The sequence below is a fragment of the Mesorhizobium sp. URHB0026 genome (genome assembly GCF_054059755.1).
Map to the genome: position 1 here is coordinate 4,549,390 of NZ_JBSSCN010000001.1, position 22,573 is coordinate 4,571,962.

Below are 22,573 nucleotides of genomic sequence, written 5' to 3' on the forward strand. Positions count from 1 at the left end.
AAACACCCGGCATGTAACCGCCGTAAGTGCCTGACATTTAATGACTTTTGACGCGCTGGCGCTTAAAGCTGCCGGCGCGTCAATTAGCGTCGCGAAAAACCTTGGCCTCATGCTAAAAGGACTCCCGAAGCAGGTTTCGAGGAGCGGCCGCATGGAAGGCGAGAACAAGAAAACGGCACGTTCGGACCTCGACGAAGCCGCGCTTTATTTCCACAAGCACCCGACGCCGGGAAAGCTCGAGATCCAGGCGACCAAGCCGCTTGGCAACCAGCGCGACCTGGCGCTCGCTTATTCGCCCGGCGTCGCCGCCCCTTGCCTCGAAATCCGCGACAATCCGGCGACCGCCGCCGACTACACGGCGCGCGCCAACCTGGTCGGTGTCGTATCGAACGGCTCGGCCGTGCTCGGCCTCGGCAATATCGGGCCGCTCGCCTCCAAGCCGGTGATGGAGGGCAAGGCGGTCCTGTTCAAGAAGTTCGCCGGCATCGACGTCTTCGACATCGAGATCGACGCGCCGGAAATCGAGCGCATGGTCGAGACCATCGCCGCTCTGGAGCCGACCTTCGGCGGCATCAACCTCGAGGACATCAAGGCGCCGGAGTGTTTCGAGGTCGAGGAACGCCTGAAGGCTCGCATGAGCATACCGGTTTTCCATGACGACCAGCACGGCACAGCCATCATCGTTGCCGCCGCGGTGCTCAACGGGCTGGAGTTCGCCGGCAAGACCATCTCGGACATCAAGGTCGTCACCTCCGGCGCGGGTGCTGCCGCGCTTGCCTGTCTCAATCTTCTCGTTTCCCTCGGCGTGCGCGTCGAGAACATCTGGGTCACCGACCGGTTCGGCGTCGCCTACAAGGGCCGTGTCGACGAGATGGATCGTTGGAAAGACCCTTATGTGAAGGACACCGACGCGCGCACGCTGGCCGACGTCATGGCGGGCGCCGATGTTTTCCTCGGTCTCTCCGCCGCCGGCGTGCTGAAGCCGGACCTGCTGCAACACATGGCACCGAAGCCGCTGATCCTGGCGCTGGCCAATCCAAATCCGGAGATCATGCCGGAAGTGGCGCGCGCGGCCCGTCCGGACGCCATGATCTGCACCGGACGGTCCGATTTTCCCAATCAGGTCAACAACGTGCTTTGCTTCCCCTACATCTTCAGGGGTGCGCTCGACTGCGGCGCCAGCGCCATCAACGAGGAGATGAAGATGGCGGCGGTGCGGGCCATTGCCGCCCTTGCCCGCGAAGAGCCTTCCGATGTCGCCGCGCGCGCCTATTCCAGCGAGACGCCGGTCTTTGGCCCCGAATTCCTGATCCCCTCGCCCTTCGATCCGCGCCTCATCCTGCGCATTGCGCCGGCGGTGGCCAAGGCAGCCTGCGACACCGGTGTGGCGACACGGCCGATCACCGACTTCGCCGCCTATATCGACAAGCTCAACCGCTTCGTCTTCCGCTCCGGCCTGGTGATGAAGCCGGTGTTCTCCTCCGCCAAGGCCTCCAGCGCCAAGCGCGTCATCTACGCCGACGGCGAGGACGAGCGCGTGCTGCGTGCCGCCCAGGTTGTGCTTGAGGAGGGCATCGCCGAACCGATCCTGATCGGCCGGCCGCACGTCGTCGAGGTCAGGCTGAAGCGTTATGGCCTGCGCATCAAGCCCGGGGTCGATTTCGGCCTGATCAACCCGGAGGACGATCCGCGCTACCGCCACTATGTCGACCTCCTGATCGAACTCGCCGGCCGCCGCGGCGTGACGACGGAGGCCGCGCGCACCATGGTGCGCACCGACAACACGGTGATCGCGGCACTTGCGCTGAAGCGCGGCGATGCCGACGCCATGGTCTGCGGCCTAGAAGGCCGTTTCGAGCGGCATCTGCGCAATGTGACGCTGATCATAGGGCCGCGCACCGGCATCAAGGACCGGGACCTGTCGACGCTATCCATGCTGATCTCGCAACGCGGCATCATCTTTCTCACCGACACCCACGTCTCCGTCGACCCGACGGCCGACGAGATCGCCGAGATGACCGTGCTGGCGGCGGAAGAAATCCAGCGTTTCGGCATCGAGCCGAAGGCGGCACTCTTGTCGCATTCGGATTTCGGCTCGCGCGATTCGCCGAGCGCGCTGAAGATGCGTCAGGCAGCGGCCATTCTGGCGCGCATCGCGCCGGAGCTGCAGTGCGACGGCGAAATGCACGCCGATTCCGCTTTGTCGGAGCATCTGCGCCAGCGCGTCTATCCGCATTCGCGCCTGAAGGGCGAAGCCAATCTCCTGGTGTTCCCGAACCTCGACTCGGCCAACATCACGCTGACGGCGCTGCGGGCCATGATGGATGCCTTGCATGTCGGCCCCATCCTTCTCGGCACCGACAAGCCGGCGCACATATTGACACCCTCGGTGACCTCGCGCGGCGTCGTAAATATGACCGCGCTGGCGGTGGTCGAAGCCGCGCATAAGGCACAGGCGATCGCCAATCTGGACTGAACCGGCGGTCGCGATCGGATTGATCCGGCCCCGATTGAGGCATGGTGGCGACGCGACACACCACATTCGCGGATCGAGTGTTGCGAGCCGACAACTCTTAACCGAGAATCCGGCATCGGACGAATGCGGATTTCTCGGACCGGGTCAATTTGATATGGTCACGCCGTCTGATTGGGCGGTGAAAATGTCATGAGAGCCCTGTTGCTCGCATCGGCAATGCTGATTGTGGTTGGCGGACAGGCGTTTGCCGCCGACGCCATCTGGCTGGGGCCGGCCGCGCATGACTGGCCCGGCGTCTATGTCGGCGAGCATCTTGGCTAGGGGTTCGGCAAAACCGACGCGACCTACAACCTGCCCAACACGCTAGCGGTACCGGGCACGCAGGACTACGACATCGACGGCTTTCTGGGCGGTGTCCAGATCGGCTACAATTACCAGGTCAATTCCACGGTTCTGGGGATCGAGTCCGATATTTCGGGCGCCGATGTCAAGGGGCATTCCGACGAGGTCAATGTCGGCGGAGGCGATGTCTACGATACCAAGGTGGATTGGTTCAGGTCGATCCTCGCCAGGGCTGGCTATGCGTTCGGCAGCACTCTTGTCTACGGGACCGGCGGCCTCGCTATCGGGGGTGTCGAGAACCGGTATCTCGATGGCCCCGCCGACAGCTATTCCGAAAAGAACCCCAAAATTTGTTGGACGATTGGCGCGGGGCTGGAGCAGGCAATCACCGATCACTGGTCGGCAAATGCCGAATATCGATATGTCGACCTGCGGGATCAGACGATCAACTACGCGCCGAACTCCAGCACGACTTTCGACAACACGTTCAGTACCGTCAGGATCGGGATGAACTACAAGTTCTGATGGCCCACCCGGCCATTGCCAGACTGATGGGTACATCGAATGCGCGTGGCTTTTCGGCCGGCAACCAAGCAACTTCCGAAATGGACGATTAACCGCGAACGGGGTAGCCTTGGCGACCACAGGCAAGCGGGATCGAGGCGGATGGCGAGCGGAGGTTTGAAGCAGGCGCATGCTGCCGTGCTGCTTGGCCTCCTGCTGTCCGGCGTGGTGGTCAGCGAGCCCCAGGCCGCTTCGCGGGTCTGCCGTCAACTGGAGGCCGAGCTCGCCGCGACCTCACGCGGCGGTGGCGGTGGCCCGGCAATGGTCCGGAAATACGATGCCGCGATCGAAAGGCAGCGCCAACAGATCTCGAAAGCTCGCGGTCAGGCGAGCAGCGCCGGCTGCGGGTTCTCGTTGTTTTCGCGCAACATCAACCAGTGTGCCGGGCTGAACGCCACCATTGAGCGCATGACCGCCAATCTCGACAGTCTGCAGGCCAAGCGCGCCCAACTAGCCGGCAGCGGCCCACACCGCGACCGGGGCCGTATCCTGGCGGCGCTCGATGCCAATGACTGCCGTGACGATGCGGTGTCCCCCCGCCGCGCGCCTCCGCTGGAGGCGAATCGTGAAGATGGAGGCAATGCGAATCTCTTCGACCAGCTTTTCGGCGGCGACAACCGCCAGGTCGATACATTGGACCAGCCGGACGCTCCCGGCGAGGAACGCAATGTCGGCCGCGTCCTGAACCTGCCCGGCGCTCCAGACGCTCCGGGCAGTGGCGGCGAGTTCCACACCAGTTGCGTGCGCACCTGCGACGGCTATTTCTTCCCGATGTCGAACGCCGCCTCGCCCGGCGATTTCGAGCGCGACCAGAAGAATTGCGAATCGGCCTGTCCCGGCACCGAGATGCAGGTCTTCTATTCGCGCGCCATGGACGATGATTCGGCATCGATGCTGTCATCGGTCACCGGCAGGCCCTACGGCGAATTGCCGACCGCCTATCTCTACAAGCAACCCAACATGTCGCGCCCGCCCGCTTGCGGCTGCAACGCCGCTCAGAATTTCCAGATCATTGGCGGCAACTCGCCAAGCCCACAACAGTCACAGCCCGAACCGGAAACGGCGCCGCTCGTTCCGGTACCGGCCTTAAAGCCCGATCCGGGTGCCGACCCCGAGACCCTGGCCAATAGGGACGGCGGGCTCGACCGTGAGGCCATCAAGCGCCTCTCGGCCAAGCCTGTGACATCGCCCGTTTCGGCCGTGCCTCCGGACCAGCGCAAGGTCAGGGTCGTCGGGCCAACGTTCCTTCCCGACCCATCAGGGGCAATAGATCTGCAAGCTCCGGCCCCGAAGGCAGTCCAGTAAGGGCAAGCCTGAGCGGCATGAACAGCGCCTTGCCCTTGCGGCCGGTCGCTTCCCTGATCTTGCCGGTCCAATCCTTCCAGATCGTCCCGTTCCACGGCTCCTCAGGCAGGAGATCGAGCGCCTGGTGAAGAAAATCGCGGTCGTCGTCGGAAAAGTCGGGCTTCTCCCGCGGCCCTTCGCGCAGGACGCGCCACCATGCACCCGCATCCGCAAGCCGGTCGAGATTGCCGCGCACCGCCAGCCAGAATGGTTCGGCCTGCTCACCGGCAATACCTAGCACCATCAGCCGGTCCCGCGCCTCGTCGAACGGCATATTATGCAGCAGCACCCGGTTGAGCACGAACAGTTCGGCCGGATCGAACTTGGACGACGATTTCGAGGTCGCGGCCGGGTCGAAATGGCTGGCGAGTTCGGTCAGGTCATGCGCGGCCGCGACATTCTCGGATGTGCCGACCAGTACGGCCAGCGAAGCGACGGCCATCGGCTCGATGCCGTCATCGCGCAGGCTCTCGATGGAAAGTGCGCCGGTGCGCTTCGACAGCCCCTCGCCCGAGACGGTGGTCAGGAGATTGTGGTGGCCGAAGACGGGCGGCTCGGCACCCAGCGCCTTGAACAGGGCGATTTGCACGCCGGTGTTCGTGACATGATCGTCGCCGCGGATGACATGGCTGACACCCATCTCGATGTCGTCGACGACGGAGGGCAGCGTGTAGAGATAAGTGCCGTCCTCACGCACCAGCACCGGATCGGACAGCGAGGCCAGATCCACCGTCTCCTCGCCACGCACCAAATCGTCCCAGCGGATCTCGGTGCGCTCCGGCTGCAGCGGATCGCCAGAGAAATTGGGCAGCAGGAAACGCCAGTGGGGCCGGCGCCCATCGGCCTGATATTCGGCCACCTGCTCTGTCGTCAGCGCCAATGCCTCGCGGCCATAGACCGGCGGCAGGCCTCGCGTGCGGCGCACCTTGCGCCTGAGATCGAGTTCTTCCGGCGTTTCGTAGCAGGCATAAAGAACACCCGCCGCCTTCAGCCGCTCCACCGCCGCGTCATAGATTTCGAAGCGCCGCGACTGATACTCGGTGGCATCTGGGAAAATGCCCAGCCAGTGCAAGTCGTAAAGGATGGCGTCGGCGAATTCCTGCTTCGAGCGGGCGGTGTCGGTGTCGTCGAAGCGCTGGATGAAGCGGCCCTTGTTGTTGAGGGCAAACAGCCAGTTGAACAGAGCGGTGCGCGCATTGCCGATGTGGATGCGGCCGGTCGGTGACGGGGCGAAACGAACGGTAACTGTCATAAGCGGGGCGTACCGGATGCCTTTGTGATTGACAAGATGCGCCCCCGCGCCGTGTCGAAGACATAGAACATGGCGGCTGGAATGAAAAGACCGGGCCGGCAGGCGGCGCAAGGCCCCCCATGAGAGGGCAAGCAGCCGACGGAGCCGACGAACGGGTGGTTGACGACGATCAGCGGCCGAAGTCGTCTGAACTCAGGCGGGTCCAGCGGTCGCCCATTAAGCCGCCGATAGCGATGTCGCCGGAGCGGACCGCTTGCGCAACCTCGGCGATTCGCGAGCGGACCATCGTCCCGCCGGCATAGCGGAAGAAGACATTCCTGTAGCCGAAGAGGTGAGGCATGAACTTGCCCTGGGTCTGCCCGGTGATGCCTGCGCAGCCCATATCCCGCGCTGCCGCGACGAGGCCGTCCAGCGTCGCGCCCCAGTGGTGTCCGGAAGTCTGGATTTGCAGCAGGACCGCCATGTCTCCGACTCGGCCGTAAAAGGCATAGCAACCGAGCATTTTGCCTGTCTCATCGTAAGTCCCGCCGAAATGAAGTGGTCCGTCGGCCTGCTTCTCGGCCGCCAGCGCGAGCAGCCGCGGCAGTTCGCCGTCCTTCCAACTCGGCCGAAGAGCGTAATCGGAGAGAAGGGTCGCAGCCGCTCGGCGAACTGCGCGGCATTGATCGGCTCGGCATGGACCCGATGCGACGATGAAGGCTGGAAAGGCGACCCGAACCTTCGCTTCGCGACAGCGTCGAGTGCTCTCGCGCACGGGTCGAGTGCCAAGCGAGGCAGGCCGGGCCATTTACGGTGCAGCGCGGCGGCGGCCATCGCGGCTGGCCGGAAGATGCAGGTCCATCCCAGGCAATGGACCGGCAGGAGCTGGTATTTCATCGGTCGCGCGAAGGCCAGGGACACCCGGTTGGCCGAATCCGTCAGTTGCAGATCGAATTCGCCTTGGTGCAAGGCGCGCAGCAATTGCGGTCCTGCCGAGCCATCATCGGCGCCGGTGTCGGCCATGAACGGACCGATGATCGCCGCATTCAATCCAGCGCCGTTAAACTCGTAACGGGCTTTCAGGACGCCGAGGAACCCGCCCAGATCGCCCTGCCGGGTGATCTGGACAAGAGCGCTGCTCGCACCGGGTTGGCCGGCGGGGTCAAGATAGATCTTTCTCATGTATTCGGCCGTCTCCTCGATAGCGCGATCGAGGAGGTGACGCCGGCCGCGGCGAAACTTCGTCAGGAAGAGTGCCGCGACGCGCTCGAGATCTTCGGCGGCGAGTGGCCGAACCGAGCCGTGCTGGGAATCCAGCACCGACGGGGCGGTCACCTTTTGCGCGCCGGCATTTGCGGAAACGAGATGCATCGTAAACACCGAAAAGGTTGCTTTTACAGAATACAGCAACCAAAAGTAGAAACAACGAATCTCGGCCGGTAACGTAAACAGACGTCACGCACTCGGGGACTTTGGCTTCGCCCTGCGATTGCGAGCGCCACATGGCTCGCCGGCTTATGGCACCGATAGAGGTGGCCCCCGACAGGAGCAGGAGGCCACCTTGGGTCACATCACGAGGCCCTTGGTAAGTTCCAGCGCCTGGCGCTCGAACAGGCGGCGGTAGATGCCACCCTTCAGCCGGATCAACTCGTCATGCGACCCTTCCTCGACGATCTTGCCGCGATCGAAGACCAGCAGCCTGTCGAGCGCCCGCACCGTCGAAAGCCGATGCGCGATGACCAGTGTCGTGCGGCCGACCATCAGCCGTTCCATCGCCTGCTGGATGAGCACCTCCGATTCCGAATCGAGGCTCGACGTCGCCTCGTCCAGGATCAGGATGCGCGCATCGGCCAGGAAAGCGCGGGCGATCGCCACGCGCTGGCGCTCGCCGCCCGACAGTTTCACGCCACGTTCGCCGACCAGCGTGCCATAGCCCTTTGGCAGGCTGGTGATGAAGTCGTGCGCACTCGCCAGCCTAGCGGCATGCTCGATCTCCCCCTGCGTCGCGCTTGGCCTGGCATACGCGATGTTTTCGGCCAGCGACCGGTGGAACAGGATTGGTTCCTGCTGAACGATGGCGATCTGGCCGCGCAGCGACGCCTGGGCGACCTGCGAGATATCCTGGCCATCGATCACGATCTTTCCCGCATTCACGTCATAGAGCCGCTGGATGAGCTTGACGAACGTTGTCTTGCCCGAACCCGAGTGACCAACGAGCCCGACACGTTCGCCCGGCGCGATATCCACCGAAAAGTCGCGGTAGAGCGGCGACCGGTGACTGCCGTAGTGAAAGGTGACGTTGTCGAAGGCGATGTGGCCCTGCGTGATCGCAATCGGTTCGGCGCCGGGCGTGTCTTCGATGCCGAGCGGTTCGGATTGGAAATCGACCAGTTCCTCCATGTCGTTGATCGAACGCTGCAAATTGCGGATATGCGTGCCGATATCGCGCAAATAGCCTTGCAGCACGAAGAACGAGGTCAGCACGAAAGCGACATCGCCGGCGCTCGCCTGCCCCCACGACCACAGCATCAGCGCCAGCCCGATCACGGCGGCCCGCATGACCAGCAGCAGCGCCCCTTGCGTGGTGCCGTTGATGGTGCCGCGCACCCAGGTGCGCCGCGTGCGGTCGCGCCATTTGGCGACCACCGTGGCGAGGCGGCGCTCTTCGCGCGCCTCGGCGCCAAAGCCCTTGACCACGGCATTGCAGCTGACTGCGTCGGCCAGCGAGCCGCCGAGGCGCGTGTCCCAGGTGTTCGCAAGCCTTGCCGCGGGCGCGACATAGCCAAGCGACAACATGGCCGTCACCGTGATGAACAGCAGGGAGCCGGCCGCCACGACCGCGCCCATCAGCGGCCAGAACCAGCCGAGGAGCAGCGTCGAGCCGGCGAGCATGACCACCGACGGCAGCAGCGCGATCAGGATCGTGTCGTTGAGCAGGTCGAGCGCCCACATGCCGCGCGTCACCTTGCGCACCGTCGAGCCGGCAAACGAGTTGGCATGCCAGTCGGTCGAAAAGCGCTGAACGCGATGGAAGGCGTCGGCCGCGATGTCGGCCATCATCTTGAGTGTCAGCTCAACGATGCCCATGAAGGCAAGATTGCGCAACACGACGCCGGTCAGCGCCAGCGCCATCAAAAAGGCAAATGCCGTCATCGCGGCGTTCCAGGCAATGGCATCCGCTCCGGCGCTGCTCGCGACAGCATCGACCAGCCGACCGGAATAGAGCGGCGTCAGCACGTCGGCCAGCGTCGACAGCAGGAAGCCGCCCATGATGAGCGAGAGCCGCCAAGGCTGACGCCGCCAAAGGGTAAGTGTGAAGCCAAGAACGCTGCGAAAGGCGCTCGCGCGCAAATCGATCTTGAAACGAGCCATGATGTCATTCGGGCGCAAAACGAGCCCGATCCCAGTAAGGTCGAAAATTGAAAAGCCGCGATAGGGCAGGTGATGCCCGGGATGCGGAGTGGCATATTGGTGTCGAGCCCCTCGGGAGGGCGGCGACCGGCATCGGCATAAGCTTGAACTCGATCCGGCTTCGGCACGAGAGACAGACCCTCGCGGAACACCGGATGAGACCTAAGCTTCGCGGCCTCGCATTACCATTTGAAATACTGCCATTCGGACCTCCCGCAAATGAATCGCGGAACGGTCCTTATAGTGACAGCCCGACGCATCGCCAAGACCAGCCCGTCCCCAAAGCGTATCTGGTTCAGTCACTGAGGTTATTTTGCAACAACGGCTGGTGGACGCTTGCTCGCCGGCGCACGGTTTGCCCCGATCTCGCTTCTGCGTAACGGTGACCCCGACTATCCTGAAGACCGCGGTAGGAGATCTAGCAGCATGGCGAAGCTCATTTTCAGAATGAACCAATCCCTCGATGGTTACGTCGACCACCTGGCAATGCCCTCACGCCCCACTATCTTTCGTCACTGGATAGACCAAGTGCGCGACCTTGCCGGCAGTGTATACGGTCGCGGCATGTACGAGGTCATGCGTTATTGGGACGAAGACCGTCCCGAGTGGAGCGCGGAAGGGCACGAATTCGCGGCGGCGTGGAGGAGCCAACCGAAATGGGTCGTGTCGCGCTCGCTGAAGTCAGTCGGCCCCAACGCCACACTTGTCCGGGATGACATCGAGGCGGTGATACGTGGGCTGAAGGCTGGTCTCGCTGGGGAGATTTCGCTGTCTGGACCCAACCTCGCACGAAGCGCAACCGACCTCGGTCTGATCGACGAATATCAACTCTACTTGCACCCGGTCGTGCTTGGACACGGCAAACCATTCTTCGCCGGCCCTCGGCCACCACTGCGCTTTGTGGCCAGCGATCGGATTGACGATGACGTGATCAGGTTGACCTACGTTCCTGCCTGATCCGCCGATGCACATCCGGCATCGATCCACTAGCCGCGATCCCGGAATCGGTTGGTGATGGGATAGCGGCGGTCGCGGCCGAAATTCTTCCTGGTGATCTTCACGCCCGGTGCCGCCTGCCGGCGCTTGTACTCGGCGATGTAGAGCAGATGTTCGATGCGCGCCACCGTCGCCCGGTCATGGCCGCGCGAGACGATGTCGTCGACGCCCATCTCGTTCTCGACCAGGCATTCGAGGATGTCGTCCAGCACCGGATAAGGCGGCAGCGAATCCTGGTCGGTCTGGTTCTCGCGCAATTCGGCCGATGGCGCCTTGTCGATGATGCTCTTGGGGATCACCTCGCCTGAAGGCCCGAGCGCACCCGGCGGCACATGGCTGTTGCGCCAGCGCGAGAGCGCGTAGACCTGCATCTTGTAAAGGTCCTTGATCGGATTGAAGCCGCCATTCATGTCGCCGTAGAGGGTGGCGTAGCCGACCGACATCTCGCTCTTGTTGCCCGTGGTGACGACCATCGAGCCGAATTTGTTTGAGATCGCCATCAGGATGGTGCCGCGCGCGCGGCTCTGCAAATTCTCCTCGGTGATGCCTTCCTTGGTGCCTTCGAACAATTGCGTCAGCGCATGCAAAAAGCCTTCGACGGGCTCGAAGATCGGGACGATGTCATAGCGGCAGCCGAGGGCGCGGGCGCAGTCCTCGGCGTCCTTGAGGGAATCCTTCGAAGTGTAGCGATAAGGCATCATGACGGCACGCAGCCGTTCCTCGCCCAGCGCATCGACGGCCAATGCGGCACAGATCGCGGAATCGATGCCGCCGGAAAGGCCAAGCACCACATTCTTGAAGCCGTTCTTGTTGACGTAATCGCGCAGGCCAAGCATGCAGGCGCGGTAGTCGGCCTCCTCCTTGTCCGGGATTTTCGACATCGGTCCTTCCGAACAGACCCAGTCGTCATCGGTACGTTTCCAGGTGGTGACGTCGACCGCGTCCTCGAACTGACTCATCTGGAAGGCGAGCGTCTTGTCCGCCCCGATAGCGAAGGAGGCGCCGTCGAAGATCAGCTCGTCCTGGCCGCCGAGCTGGTTGGCATAGATGATCGGCAGGCCACATTCGATGACTTGCTTGATCACGACCTGGTGGCGAACGTCGATCTTGGCGCGATAATAGGGCGAGCCGTTCGGCACCAGCAGGATTTCCGCCCCGCTTTCGGCCAGCGTCTCGCAGACCGCGACGTCGCCCCAGATGTCCTCGCAGATCGGTATGCCGATGCGCACGCCGCGGAAGTTGACCGGTCCCTGGATCTCGGGCCCGGCCTGGAAGACGCGCTTCTCGTCGAATTCACCGTAGTTGGGCAGATCGAGCTTGTAGCGTTCGGCGATGATCTTGCCGCCATCGGCGAAGACGATGGAATTATGCGTGCCGCTCTTGCGCTTCAGCGGCGTACCGATGATGACGCCCGGACCGCCATCGGCGGTATCCGCGGCAAAATCCTGCGCTGCCCGCTCGCATGCCTTGAGGAAGGCCGGCTTGAGCACCAGATCCTCCGGCGGATAGCCGGCGAGGAAAAGCTCGGTGAAGAGCACAAGGTCGGCGCCTTGGCGGGCGGCATCCGCCCTCGCCTCGCGCGCCTTGGCGAGGTTGCCGGCGACATCGCCGACAGTCGGGTTGAGCTGGGCGATGGCGATACGCAGTATGTCAAGCTTCTTGGTCATGCTGCTGACTTAGCGCGGCGGAATTCACCTCGCAATGGCGTTCGTTTGGACCAATTCAGCCGTCAACCGTCGCCCATATACTCGCGCAGCGATTGCGGAGAGTGGTTTTCGCCGATCGACATCGCCAGGATGCGCGAGAGATGCCGGCGCGGCAGGCCTGTCTCGCCGGCCCAGCGGTTGATCTGGACCTGGATCTTGTCGAGGTCCTTCTTCGATGTCGGGTTGTCCGCGATGTCGAGACCCGAATCGCGAAGGGCTGCCGCCATGTCGGCGGAAATGACAAAAGCATCCCAGCCCAGCCAGCGCAAAAAATACTGGCCGGTGTTGCCGCCGAGCCGGCTGCCATGCTTGCCGAGATAGGTCATCAGCCCGACCTGGTCATCGGCGGGCCATTCGGCGAGAAAATTGCCGAAGCCGCCATGTTCCCGGGACACGCGCTCGACGAAGGCGGCGTTGTCGCGAACGGACCTGATCTTCTGCGGATTGCGCACGATGCGCTGGTCGGAAGCCAGGTCGTGCCAGAAATCCTCGGGCTGGAACAAAAGCCGCTTCGGCTCGAAGCGCAGGAACGCTTCCTCGAAACCGGGCCATTTCTGCTCGATGACGCGCCAGACGAAACCGGCGGCAAAGACGCGTTCGGCCATGGTCGAGAGGATACGGTCGTCGGTGACGTCGGCCACCGCCGCGTTGTCGGGTATCGGACCCAACAGCGAGATCAGTTCCGCCTCACCACCCTTGCGATTTGCCGCACGAGCGCGAATTTTCTTGAAGTCGGCCATCGGTCCCCCTCGGTTCGCCTCAATCTAGCACTTCCCGCCCGGGCCGGCAGCCTCTACCTCTAGCGCGGCAAAGCGCTTGGAGACGGCCATGAACAAGACGATCGACGATCTGGCGAACCGTTGGCTGAAGCGAAAGCCGGATGGGCTGAGCCAGTTGGAAAGCCGGGTGCTGCAAAGCACCATCGAACGTACCACCATCACCAGGGACACCAACAAGGCCGTCGCTTTCCACCAGACCTTTGGCGACCGTCTTGCCGATACGATCGCCCGCGTCGGCGGCTCCTGGTCGTTCATCCTGACCTTCATCGCCTTCCTGATCGTATGGACATCAGGCAATGTCTGGCTGTTGTCGCGCGATGCATTCGACCCCTATCCCTTCATCTTCCTCAACCTCGTCCTGTCGATGGTCGCCGCCTTGCAGGCGCCGGTGATCATGATGGCGCAGAACCGCCAGACCGAACGCGACCGCATCGATGCCGCCCACGACTATGAGGTCAATCTGAAGGCCGAAATCGAGATCATGGCGCTGCATGAGAAGCTGGACGAGCTGCGCCACAGCCAGATCATCGGCATGCGTGACGAAATCGGGCGGCTGGCGGAAGTGGTCAAGCGGATCGACGAAAGGCTGTCACAGCAGTCGGCGTCATGAGCGAGGCGATCCACCATTTCATCGAGCAATACGGGTTGCTGGCGGTTTTTCTCGGCTGCGTGGCCGAAGGCGAAAGTGCCGCGATCCTGGGAGGCTTCTTCGCCCACCAGCATGTTTTCGTGCTGTGGCACGCCTTTGTCGCGGCAGCGCTGGGCGCCTTCGCTGGCGACACCTTTTTCTTCATCCTCGGCAGGAGTTTCGCTGATAATCGCCATGTCGTCAGGCTTCGCCGGCGGCCCGGCTTTCGCCGCGCCTACCGCCTGCTCAACACCCATCCCAACATCTTCGTGCTGTCGAACCGCTATGTCTACGGCATGCGCCTGGTCGGCGGCATCGCGGCCGGCCTTTCAACCATAGCGGCGCCGCGCTTCGTCATCCTCAACGCCATTTCCTCGGTCATCTGGGCGGTCCTGTTCAGCACGATCGGCTATGTCTTCGGATTGGGAGCCGAACAGTTGATTGGCCAGGCGCTGATGAAGCACGAGCGGCTGTTCGTCGGGCTCGGCATCGGCCTTGCCGTGGCCGTGCTTGCTTGGTTTGTCGCCCGCAACATCGCCAAGCGGGAGCGCGACAAGGAGTTTTGACCGTCAGTCGATGCCGAGCGCCTGGTCACCCCGATCGAGGATGAGCGGGATGATCAGGTCCTCCTCATCGGCCAGATGCCGGGTCAGCATCGCGATCAGCCGGTTGTTTTCGTCGGCATAGGTATTGGCGGCGAAGCGCTGCTTATCCTCACTCTCCTGAAGTGTACGGATGAAGGCGTTCGCCGCCTCGGCGTTGCGCTCCAATCCTTCATGGATGGTGTGGTGGTCGGCATCGAGAATCTCGAAACCGCGCTTCAGACGGGGCTCCGCCTTGGTGAAGGCCGGGAAATACTGGTAATCCTCGACATTGTGGTGGCCGTCGAGATGCCCGAGAAAATGGTTGAGGCGCGGCGCGAACCAGCGCGCGAAATCGGGAGCCGTCAGTCTGCCTTCGCGATAGTTGCCAATGCCGCCGGTGAGCATGCCGCCGAGTTCGCGAAACATGTCATGCCGCTGCAGCCACATATTGGCCATGCCGTGAATGTTGGCGTGAGCCTGCCAGTTCTCTCGCGGATACTTTTCGGCCAGCCAGCGCAGGTCTTCCGGCAGGCCCAGGCGTTCGAGAAGCGAGGAATTCGTGACCTCTGCCATGACGGTCTCCTTTGGTGACTGTCATATAGGGATCAAAGTCTCAGATCGGCACCCCCGTAATCCGCTCGATGAGAGCGATGCCCCAGACGCCGCCGGCAATCACGACTGAAATCAGCACCGCCAGCGAGCCGCAATCCTTGGCGAGCTGGATGTCGATATGGAATTCACGAGAAATTGCATCGCACGCCGCCTCGATGCCGGTGTTCAGCACTTCGACCATGATCAAGAGGAGCACCGCGCCGATCAGTAGCGCATAACCGCGCCACGACACTGAAACGAACCAGCCAGCGGGCAAAGCCAGCACCAGCAGCATCAGTTCCTGCTGGAAAGCCTTCTCGCTAACCGCAAGCTTGCGAAATGCCCGCACCGAATTGATAAATGCATCGATCAGCCGCTGCATGCCCAGGCCCCTCTCGGAATCACCGGCCCGGGATAAAGCAATGCCCCGATCAATGGAATAAGGCGGATCGTCCAAATTTCATTCGGCGACCGGTATGGCCGGTGTCGACTTTTCAAACTGCGGCAGCCCATCGTCGATCGAATAATAGTCGCCCTTGTCGCCGACGAAGATATGACATTCGCCCTTGAGCGCTGTCGGCTTGTCGAATGATCCGGCCATGACCGAGATATAGTCTTGATTCATTGCCTTCCAGAACAGCAGCGACCCGCATGTCTTGCAAAAGCCGCGCCTGGCGAAGCCCGATGCTTCATACCAGGTGATGCTTTCCGTGCCTTCGATCGCGATGTCGACGTCGGCAACATTGGTCGCGGCATAGAAATGCCCGCTCTGTTTGCGGCATTGCGAACAATGACAGTAGACAACGTCACGCAGTGCCCCACTTGTCCGGAAGCGAACCGCGCCGCACAGGCATGATCCCTGGTGACTGTCGCTCATTTCGGCACTCCTCGAAGACATCTTGCCTAGCATCCTTGTCAAGATTCCAGCTTTGCGGTGGATACGCGCAAGCAAATGCGACATCGATTGGTGTGACGAATTCGAAATTTAGTTTCGTTGCCAGCAGCACGCCGCAGGGTTCCGAATTCAAAAACACCAAACAGAGGTGTTTTCCCACGATGGCGGCGCAAAAATTCACGCGCTCACAGCTCCAGCTAGGGAAGAACCTGGGAAATCGGGTGAATTAAGGAAACTTTAGCGCTGTCGCAACTATGATCTCTCAAAGCGAAGGGCGCGGGTGGGGACGCACCTCTTCGCAAGATGTTCTGGAGCATCGGGTGCGCTCCCCAGGTCGGCGATCAATGGACCCGCGAATTTCACGTCGGGACCCAAGGGGAAGAGTGAATCAGACATGCAGCCGGCAGCAGCCCCGACCGAACGAAGCACCAACATTGCAAGCACCGTTGTTGCGACCATGCATCAGCTTGGCGTGCTCGGCCTGCCGCGCAACTATGAGATTTTCTATGAGGCCTTGAGCGGCACCAACCGCGAGCTCGGTCTTGCCGTTTTGTCGCTGAGCAGTCGGCCGACTCAGGATGAGCTGGATCAGATCGGGCGCACCTTCTTCGCCCACAACCATGGTCCCGGCATCGTCGAACACGCCAGGGACGTCATCGCCCGGGAACTCGAGGAAGTCGCCTCGCTCCTGCGCAGCGAGCGCAGCCATATCGAAAAATACGGCCGGATTCTCGGTGAGACATCCAGTGGCCTGAGCAACCGCAGCCTTCTCTCCCAGGATCTTCTGCAAAAGATCGCCAACGCAATGACGATCGCAACCAATTCGACGATCGATCACGGTCGGCAGGTCGCCGCGACGCTTAGCGACAAGACGGCCGAGCTTGAGAGCGTCAAGTCGAAGCTCGAGGAATATAAGCGGCTGGCCGATACGGATCCGTTGACCCAGATCTGGAATCGTCGCGCTTTCGACAAGGAAATCGCCAGGATCTACAACAGCAACAAGGGTATTCTGTTCAATGCCCTTGTCCTCGTCGACATCGACCGGTTCAAGGACATCAATGACCGCTATGGCCATCCTGTCGGCGACAAGATCATCCAGATCATCGCCGACATTTTCCAGACCAGCATTCGCGGCGACATGTTCGTCGCCCGAACCGGCGGCGAGGAGTTCGCGCTGATCATCGAGGGCGCCAGCGAGGACGCAACCTACGAGATCGTGGAACGCATTCGCGCCCTGGTCGAGCAGACGCCGTTCACCAGCAGCCAGACCGGCATGAATTACGGCACCGTGACGGTATCGATGGGCATCTGCATGGCATCAGAGGCCGAAGGCCCCGAAGACCTCTACACCAAGGCGGATCGGGCGCTCTACCGCTCCAAGGTCAGCGGGCGCAACCGCGTCACCAGGCATTCAGGCATGGCAGGGCGCGCCGGCAAAAGCTGGCTGCTCTACAAGAAAGACTGAGGCTTTCGCTTTTCCCGATTGCGCCGACACGGTCGGAAGCACAACCGAAAGTTGAAATAAAAAAGGCGCCGGTTTCCCAGGCGCCTTTTCCTTATCGGTTCCAATTGGCTGAGATCAGCCGTTCGCGACCTGCTTGTGCTGCACCGGATGGCTCTTCTTCAACAGGTCCGAGACCAGGAAGGCCAGTTCGATCGCCTGGTCGGCATTGAGGCGCGGATCGCAATGGGTGTGGTAGCGGTCCTGCAACTCCTCGGCGGTGATGGCACGGGCGCCACCGGTGCATTCGGTGACGTTCTTGCCGGTCATCTCGACATGGATGCCGCCGGGATGCGTGCCTTCGGCGCGATGCACCTCGAAGAAGGTCTGAACTTCTTTCAGAATGCGGTCGAAGGGCCGTGTCTTGTAGCCGGCGGCCTCGATCGTGTTGCCATGCATCGGATCCGAGGACCAGACGACGCTGCGGCCTTCCTTCTGCACAGCACGCACCAGCTTCGGCAGATGGTCGGCAACCTTGTCCGAACCGAAGCGGGCGATCAGCGTCAGCCGCCCCGGCTCGTTCTCGGGGTTCAGCAGGTCGATCAGTTCCAGGAGGCCGTCCGGCGTCAGCGACGGACCGCATTTCAGGCCAAGCGGGTTCTTGATGCCGCGGCAATATTCGACATGGGCGTGGTCGGGTTGACGCGTGCGATCGCCGATCCAGATCATGTGACCCGACGTGGCGTACCAGTCGCCCGAGGTCGAATCGACACGGGTCAGCGCCTCCTCGTAGCCGAGCAGCAGGGCCTCGTGGCTGGTGTAGAAGTCGGTTTCGCGCAGCGCGAAATTGGTTTCGGACGTAATGCCGACCGCGCGCATGAAATCCATCGTCTCGGTGATGCGATTGGCAAGCGACTCGTATTTCTCGCCCTGCGGGCTGTCGGAGACGAAGCCGAGCATCCAGCGATGCACATTCTCCAGGCTGGCATAACCGCCCTGTGCGAAGGCACGCAGAAGGTTGAGGGTGGCCGCCGACTGGCGGTAGGCCATTTCCTGGCGGGCGGGATCGGGAATGCGCGACTTCTGGTCGAACTCGATGCCGTTGATGATGTCGCCGCGATAGCTCGGCAGCGTCACTTCGCCCTTGGTCTCGTTGTCGGACGAGCGCGGCTTGGCGAACTGGCCGGCAACGCGGCCGACCTTCACCACCGGCTGCGCACCGGCGAAGGTCAGCACCACGGACATCTGCAGGAAGACCCGGAAGAAGTCGCGGATGTTGTCGGCGCCATGCTCGGCAAAACTCTCCGCGCAATCACCACCCTGGAGCAGGAAGGCTTCGCCGGCGGCAACCGCCGCCAACTGCTTCTTCAGCTTGCGCGCCTCGCCGGCAAAGACCAACGGCGGGAAGGTGGCGAGTTGGGCTTCCGTGTTCTTCAGCGCGGCAAGGTCCGGATAGGCGGGAACTTGCTTGATCGGCTTTGCTCTCCACGAATTCGGCGACCATTTCGTCATCGCTGCACCCAACGCTCTTTCCGGCGGACACCCTCGCCCGCCATTTCTCGCCCCAACTGGGGTGGCGGCTCCATACACGAAGCCGATTTCCTATTCTAGACCGGAATTGCGGTGCTGGCGAATGGCTGACGCGCCCAGGACGGCCCGAAAGGCGAGATCAGGCCGTCTTCTCCACCAGTCGCGCCAGTTGCGTCATGACCACAGCCGAGCCCGCCAGACGCTTCTCCGCCGTCGGCCAGTCGCGGATGAAGACCACGCTGTGGTCGGCCCTGATCTTGGCCAGCGCGCCCTGTTCGCCGATGTATTTGACAAGCCCGACCGGGTTCGAGAACTCGCGCTTGCGGAAATGGATGACGATACCCTTCGGCCCGGCATCGAGCTTCTCGACATTGGCCTTGCGGCACAGCGCCTTGATGAAGACGATCTTGAGAAGATGTTTCACTTCCTCCGGCAACGGGCCGAAACGGTCGATCAGTTCGGCGCCGAAAGCGTCGATCTCCTCGGTGTTTTCGAGATCGCCGAGGCGGCGGTAAAGCGCCAGCCTGAGCTGCAGGTCCGGCACGTAGCCTTCCGGGATCATCACCGCCGTGCCGACGGCGATCTGCGGCGACCAGCCGCCATCCTGCACCTCGCCGGAATCCTTCACCTCGGCGACCGCTTCCTCCAGCATCTGCTGGTAGAGCTCGAAACCGACCTCCTTGATGTGCCCGGACTGTTCCTCCCCCAGCAGATTGCCGGCGCCCCTGATATCCAGGTCATGGCTGGCGAGCTGGAAGCCGGCGCCGAGCGTGTCGAGCGACTGCAGTACCTTCAGACGGCGCTCGGCAGTGTCGGTGAGCTTGCGGTTGGCCGGCAGTGTGAACAGCGCATAGGCGCGCACCTTCGAGCGTCCGACGCGGCCGCGCAATTGGTAGAGCTGCGACAGGCCGAACATGTCGGCGCGATGGATGATCAGCGTGTTTGCGGTTGGGATATCGAGCCCGGATTCGACGATGGTGGTCGACAAAAGCACATCGTACTGGCCGTCATAGAAGGCATTCATGATGTCGTCGAGTTCGCCCGGTGGCATCTGGCCATGCGCCACCGCTACCTTCAGCTCAGGAACTGCTTCCTTCAGGAAATCATGAATTTCCGCCAGATCGCTGATACGCGGAACGACATAGAAGGAATGGCCGCCCCGGTAGCGCTCGCGCAACAACGTCTCGCGAATGACCAATGGGTCGAAGGGCGAGATGAAGGTGCGCACCGCCATGCGGTCGACCGGTGGCGTGGCAATCAGCGACAGCTCGCGCACGCCCGTCAGCGCCAGTTGCAGCGTGCGCGGGATCGGCGTCGCCGACAACGTCAAAACATGGACGTCGGTCTTCAGGTCCTTCAGCCGTTCCTTATGCTTGACGCCAAAATGCTGCTCCTCGTCGATGATCAGCAGGCCGAGATTCTTGAACGAAATTGCGGAGCCCAGCAGCGCATGGGTGCCGATAACGATATCGACCTGCCCTTCGGCAATGCCCTTCTTGGTCTCGGCTAACTCCTTTGAGCCCACCAGCCGCGACGCTTGTGCGACACGTATCGGCAGTCCGGAAAAGCGCTGCGAGAATGTCTTGAAATGCTGACGCGACAACAATGTCGTCGGCACCACCACCGCGACCTGAAACCCTTCCATCGCCGCGATAAAGGCGGCGCGCAGCGCCACTTCGGTCTTGCCGAAGCCGACATCGCCGCAGATCAGCCGGTCCATCGGCCTACCCGCGCCGAGATCGTCACGTACCGAGTCGATGGCCGTCTGCTGGTCGTCGGTTTCCTCGTAAGGGAACCGGGCGGCGAACTCGTCATAGAGGCCTTCGGCCGGCACCAGGGCCGGTGCCGCCCTCATCTGCCGCTCGGCGGCGATGCGGATCAGTTGTCCGGCCATGTCGAGCAGGCGCCGCTTCAGCTTCGCCTTGCGCGACTGCCAGGCGCCGCCACCGAGCTTATCGAGCGTCGCTTCGGCCGTGTCGGAGCCGTAGCGCGACAACAGCTCGATGTTCTCCACCGGTAGGAATAGCCGGTCGTCGCCGGCATAGTGGATTTCCAGGCAGTCATGCGGCGCGCCGACCGCTTCGATGGTGCGCAGGCCGATGAAACGGCCAATGCCATGGTCGGCATGGACGACAATATCGCCGGCCGACAAGGCCGAGGCTTCGGCAATGAAGTCGGACGCGCGCTTCTTGCGCTTCGAACGCCGGATCAGCCGGTCACCCAGAATGTCCTGTTCGGCGACGACAACCAGCTTTTCAGTCTCGAAGCCGGATTCCAGTGGCAAAACCGCCAATGCGGCCTGTCCGGGCTCGAGCTGTTCGGCCTCTGCCAGCGTCTTGACCTGCTTGAGATTGCCGAGACGGTGCTCAGCCAGGATCTGGCCAAGCCGGTCGAGCGAGCCTTCGGTCCAGCCGGCTATAACGACGCGGCGGCGCGCCGCGCGCTCGTCGGCTATGTGCCGGACGACGACATCGAAGACATTGACGTTCGGATCGGCTCGCTCCTCGACGAAGCTGCGGCCATGGCGCGAGCCGGCGTGGAAGACCTTCTTGCTTCCCAGGTCCGGCGCGTCGAACACGGTAAAGTCGATGTCTTCGCGCTCGCCAAGCGAAGCCTTCAGATTCTCCGGCGAGAGATAGAGCAGATCCGGCGCCACCGGCTTGTAGGGAACCGCATCCTTGAGCGCCGCGTCAGCCTGCTTTTTTCGCGCCTCGTAGTGATCGAGGATCAGCGTATGGCGCTCGGCCAGTGCCTCATGTGCCAGATGGTCGAAAACCACGGGTGCGTCGGGCAGGTAGTCGAACACCGTCTCCAGCCGCTCGTAGAAGAACGGCAGCCAATGCTCCATGCCCGCGAAGCGCCGGCCTTCGCTGACCGCCGCATAGAGTCCGTCGTCACGCTGGGGTGCGCCGAAAGCCTCGATATAAGAGCGGCGGAAGCGGCTGATGGTTTCGGGCGTCAGCGCCACCTCGCTCATCGCCTGAAGCGCCATCGACTTGCGCTGGCCGGTGGTGCGCTGCGTGGCGGCATCGAAGACGCGGATCGATTCCAGCGTGTCGCCGAAGAAATCAAGCCTCAGCGCCTCGCTCCAGCCGGGCGCAAAGAGGTCGAGAATGCCGCCGCGCACCGCGAATTCGCCGATGCCGCGCACGGTCGGCACCCGCTCGAATCCCGACGTCTCCAGCCGCGCGATCAACGCATTCATGTCGATCTGGTTGCCGGGCCGGGCGTGGAAGGTTTGGGCCTCGACAAGCTCCGCGGGCGGAATGCGCTGCAGCAGCGCATTGGCGGTGGTGAGAATGACGGCACGGTGCGGCTTCTTCGCCAGTGCGATCATGGCGGTCAGCGCATCGAGGCGCTTGGCGGCGGCATCCGAACCGGGCGAAACACGGTCGTATGGCAGGCAGTCCCAGGCAGGCAGTTCCAGCACAGGCAGGCCCGGCGCGACGAACGACAGCGCCTCGATGATGGAAGGCAGGCGCTGGCCGTCGCGGGCCACGAACAGCACCGGCTTGTCGGGTGCGATCTCGAGCGCCGTCTGCACCAGCGCGAAAGCCTCGTAGCCGTCCGCGACACCGTCGACGATGAACTGGCCGGCGCGGCCCTTCGGCAAGCCAATGGTGGGAATGAGAGCCATTAAATCACGGTCTTGTTTGTCGCAATTCCCATGGGAAAACCGCTTCGCACTTTTCCTGGAATTGCTTGTGTGTTCAGAAAGTCATTGTCCGGCGGGACGCCAGGATCTTTTGCAGGACGGCACAGTCGATCTCCGCCGGGACCGGGCGTTCGCCAGTGACCAGCGGCAGGAATTCCGTGTCGACAATATCGAGGAGCCTCTCATATTGGTCGATTTCCTCGGCGGTCAAGGTGCCGATCTCGGCATCGGCGAAGGTGCCGAGGATGAGGTCCATCTCGCGCATGCCGCGATGCCACGAACGGAACAACAGCTTGCGGCGATGCGCGTCCAGCCCCTCGCTTGATCGTTTCGTTCCGGTCATTGTGCCGCATCCTCGCTTCAAGCGGCGCATATAGCGTGGATAGTGGGCGCTGTCAGC

Annotated in this window: 20 protein-coding genes; 9 read left to right on the top strand and 11 right to left on the bottom strand. The window is 62.5% G+C overall.

Annotation, left to right across the window (positions count from 1 at the left end):
* Positions 1-151 precede the first annotated feature (151 nt).
* The 4 genes from ACVWWD_RS22430 (at position 152) to ACVWWD_RS22445 (ending at position 4,687) form a co-directional block, all read left to right on the top strand.
* On the top strand, positions 152-2,476 hold the full coding sequence (locus ACVWWD_RS22430; protein ID WP_352565267.1) for an NADP-dependent malic enzyme: 2,325 nt from the start codon (positions 152-154) through the stop codon (positions 2,474-2,476).
* Positions 2,477-2,665: 189 nt separating this feature from the next.
* Complete coding sequence (locus ACVWWD_RS22435; protein ID WP_352549865.1) at positions 2,666-2,797, top strand: hypothetical protein; 132 nt, start codon at positions 2,666-2,668, stop codon at positions 2,795-2,797.
* A gap of 72 nt (positions 2,798-2,869) precedes the next feature.
* Entirely contained in the window at positions 2,870-3,343 is a 474-nt protein-coding gene (locus ACVWWD_RS22440) for an outer membrane protein (protein ID WP_457103641.1), read from the top strand.
* A gap of 141 nt (positions 3,344-3,484) precedes the next feature.
* Positions 3,485-4,687 (top strand): DUF2865 domain-containing protein, encoded by a 1,203-nt coding sequence (locus tag ACVWWD_RS22445; protein ID WP_457103386.1) that lies wholly within the window; start codon positions 3,485-3,487, stop codon positions 4,685-4,687.
* Here ACVWWD_RS22445 and gltX read toward each other — a convergent pair.
* Both gltX and ACVWWD_RS22455 read right to left on the bottom strand, forming a co-directional pair.
* A complete protein-coding gene (gene gltX / locus ACVWWD_RS22450; RefSeq protein ID WP_352549861.1) occupies positions 4,605-5,978 on the bottom strand; it encodes a glutamate--tRNA ligase in 1,374 nt (457 codons plus the stop codon). The genes ACVWWD_RS22445 and gltX overlap by 83 nt on opposite strands.
* A gap of 169 nt (positions 5,979-6,147) precedes the next feature.
* Positions 6,148-6,441 carry a hypothetical protein gene (locus tag ACVWWD_RS22455; RefSeq protein ID WP_352549859.1) on the bottom strand — a complete coding sequence of 98 codons (294 nt, stop codon included), beginning with the start codon at positions 6,439-6,441 and terminating at the stop codon, positions 6,148-6,150.
* Positions 6,442-6,770: 329 nt separating this feature from the next.
* Between ACVWWD_RS22455 and ACVWWD_RS22460 the strand changes: the two genes are divergently transcribed.
* Positions 6,771-7,400 carry a hypothetical protein gene (locus ACVWWD_RS22460; protein ID WP_352549857.1) on the top strand — a complete coding sequence of 210 codons (630 nt, stop codon included), beginning with the start codon at positions 6,771-6,773 and terminating at the stop codon, positions 7,398-7,400.
* A gap of 123 nt (positions 7,401-7,523) precedes the next feature.
* On the opposite strand, the gene ACVWWD_RS22465 is transcribed toward ACVWWD_RS22460, so the two are convergent.
* Positions 7,524-9,329, bottom strand: a complete 1,806-nt coding sequence (locus ACVWWD_RS22465) for an ABC transporter ATP-binding protein (RefSeq protein WP_352549855.1) — start codon at positions 9,327-9,329, stop codon at positions 7,524-7,526.
* Positions 9,330-9,794: 465 nt separating this feature from the next.
* On the opposite strand from ACVWWD_RS22465, the gene ACVWWD_RS22470 reads away from it, so the two are divergent.
* Positions 9,795-10,325: a dihydrofolate reductase family protein gene (locus ACVWWD_RS22470; RefSeq protein WP_023770086.1), complete on the top strand. Its 531-nt coding sequence runs from the start codon at positions 9,795-9,797 to the stop codon at positions 10,323-10,325.
* A gap of 29 nt (positions 10,326-10,354) precedes the next feature.
* Here the strand turns inward: ACVWWD_RS22470 and ACVWWD_RS22475 are convergent, their stop codons facing one another.
* Both ACVWWD_RS22475 and ACVWWD_RS22480 read right to left on the bottom strand, forming a co-directional pair.
* Positions 10,355-12,031: an NAD+ synthase gene (locus tag ACVWWD_RS22475; RefSeq protein WP_352549853.1), complete on the bottom strand. Its 1,677-nt coding sequence runs from the start codon at positions 12,029-12,031 to the stop codon at positions 10,355-10,357.
* Positions 12,032-12,093: 62 nt separating this feature from the next.
* Positions 12,094-12,810, bottom strand: a complete 717-nt coding sequence (locus tag ACVWWD_RS22480; protein WP_352549851.1) for a DNA-3-methyladenine glycosylase I — start codon at positions 12,808-12,810, stop codon at positions 12,094-12,096.
* An 88-nt stretch (positions 12,811-12,898) separates the two neighbouring features.
* Between ACVWWD_RS22480 and ACVWWD_RS22485 the strand changes: the two genes are divergently transcribed.
* Positions 12,899-13,459 carry a DUF1003 domain-containing protein gene (locus ACVWWD_RS22485; protein WP_023791379.1) on the top strand — a complete coding sequence of 187 codons (561 nt, stop codon included), beginning with the start codon at positions 12,899-12,901 and terminating at the stop codon, positions 13,457-13,459.
* Positions 13,456-14,043: a DedA family protein gene (locus ACVWWD_RS22490; protein WP_352549849.1), complete on the top strand. Its 588-nt coding sequence runs from the start codon at positions 13,456-13,458 to the stop codon at positions 14,041-14,043. Before ACVWWD_RS22485 ends, ACVWWD_RS22490 begins: the two co-directional genes overlap by 4 nt.
* A 3-nt stretch (positions 14,044-14,046) precedes the next feature.
* Here the strand turns inward: ACVWWD_RS22490 and ACVWWD_RS22495 are convergent, their stop codons facing one another.
* From ACVWWD_RS22495 to ACVWWD_RS22505, 3 genes are all read right to left on the bottom strand, one after another.
* Positions 14,047-14,634 carry a hemerythrin domain-containing protein gene (locus tag ACVWWD_RS22495; RefSeq protein ID WP_352549847.1) on the bottom strand — a complete coding sequence of 196 codons (588 nt, stop codon included), beginning with the start codon at positions 14,632-14,634 and terminating at the stop codon, positions 14,047-14,049.
* A 40-nt stretch (positions 14,635-14,674) separates the two neighbouring features.
* Positions 14,675-15,034: a diacylglycerol kinase gene (locus tag ACVWWD_RS22500; RefSeq protein WP_015317648.1), complete on the bottom strand. Its 360-nt coding sequence runs from the start codon at positions 15,032-15,034 to the stop codon at positions 14,675-14,677.
* A gap of 78 nt (positions 15,035-15,112) precedes the next feature.
* On the bottom strand, positions 15,113-15,529 hold the full coding sequence (locus ACVWWD_RS22505) for a GFA family protein (RefSeq protein WP_352549845.1): 417 nt from the start codon (positions 15,527-15,529) through the stop codon (positions 15,113-15,115).
* A gap of 412 nt (positions 15,530-15,941) precedes the next feature.
* On the opposite strand from ACVWWD_RS22505, the gene ACVWWD_RS22510 reads away from it, so the two are divergent.
* Positions 15,942-17,012: a GGDEF domain-containing protein gene (locus ACVWWD_RS22510; RefSeq protein WP_352549843.1), complete on the top strand. Its 1,071-nt coding sequence runs from the start codon at positions 15,942-15,944 to the stop codon at positions 17,010-17,012.
* A gap of 114 nt (positions 17,013-17,126) precedes the next feature.
* Here the strand turns inward: ACVWWD_RS22510 and ACVWWD_RS22515 are convergent, their stop codons facing one another.
* The 3 genes from ACVWWD_RS22515 to ACVWWD_RS22525 form a co-directional block, all read right to left on the bottom strand.
* The gene (locus ACVWWD_RS22515; RefSeq protein WP_015317645.1) at positions 17,127-18,500 is read right to left on the bottom strand and encodes a class II 3-deoxy-7-phosphoheptulonate synthase; all 1,374 of its coding nucleotides are present in this window, start codon (positions 18,498-18,500) and stop codon (positions 17,127-17,129) included.
* A 157-nt stretch (positions 18,501-18,657) separates the two neighbouring features.
* Positions 18,658-22,155 carry a transcription-repair coupling factor gene (gene mfd / locus ACVWWD_RS22520; RefSeq protein WP_457103387.1) on the bottom strand — a complete coding sequence of 1,166 codons (3,498 nt, stop codon included), beginning with the start codon at positions 22,153-22,155 and terminating at the stop codon, positions 18,658-18,660.
* Between the two features lie 73 nt (positions 22,156-22,228).
* Entirely contained in the window at positions 22,229-22,516 is a 288-nt protein-coding gene (locus ACVWWD_RS22525) for a succinate dehydrogenase assembly factor 2 (RefSeq protein WP_023783257.1), read from the bottom strand.
* Between the last annotated feature and the right edge of the window lie 57 nt (positions 22,517-22,573).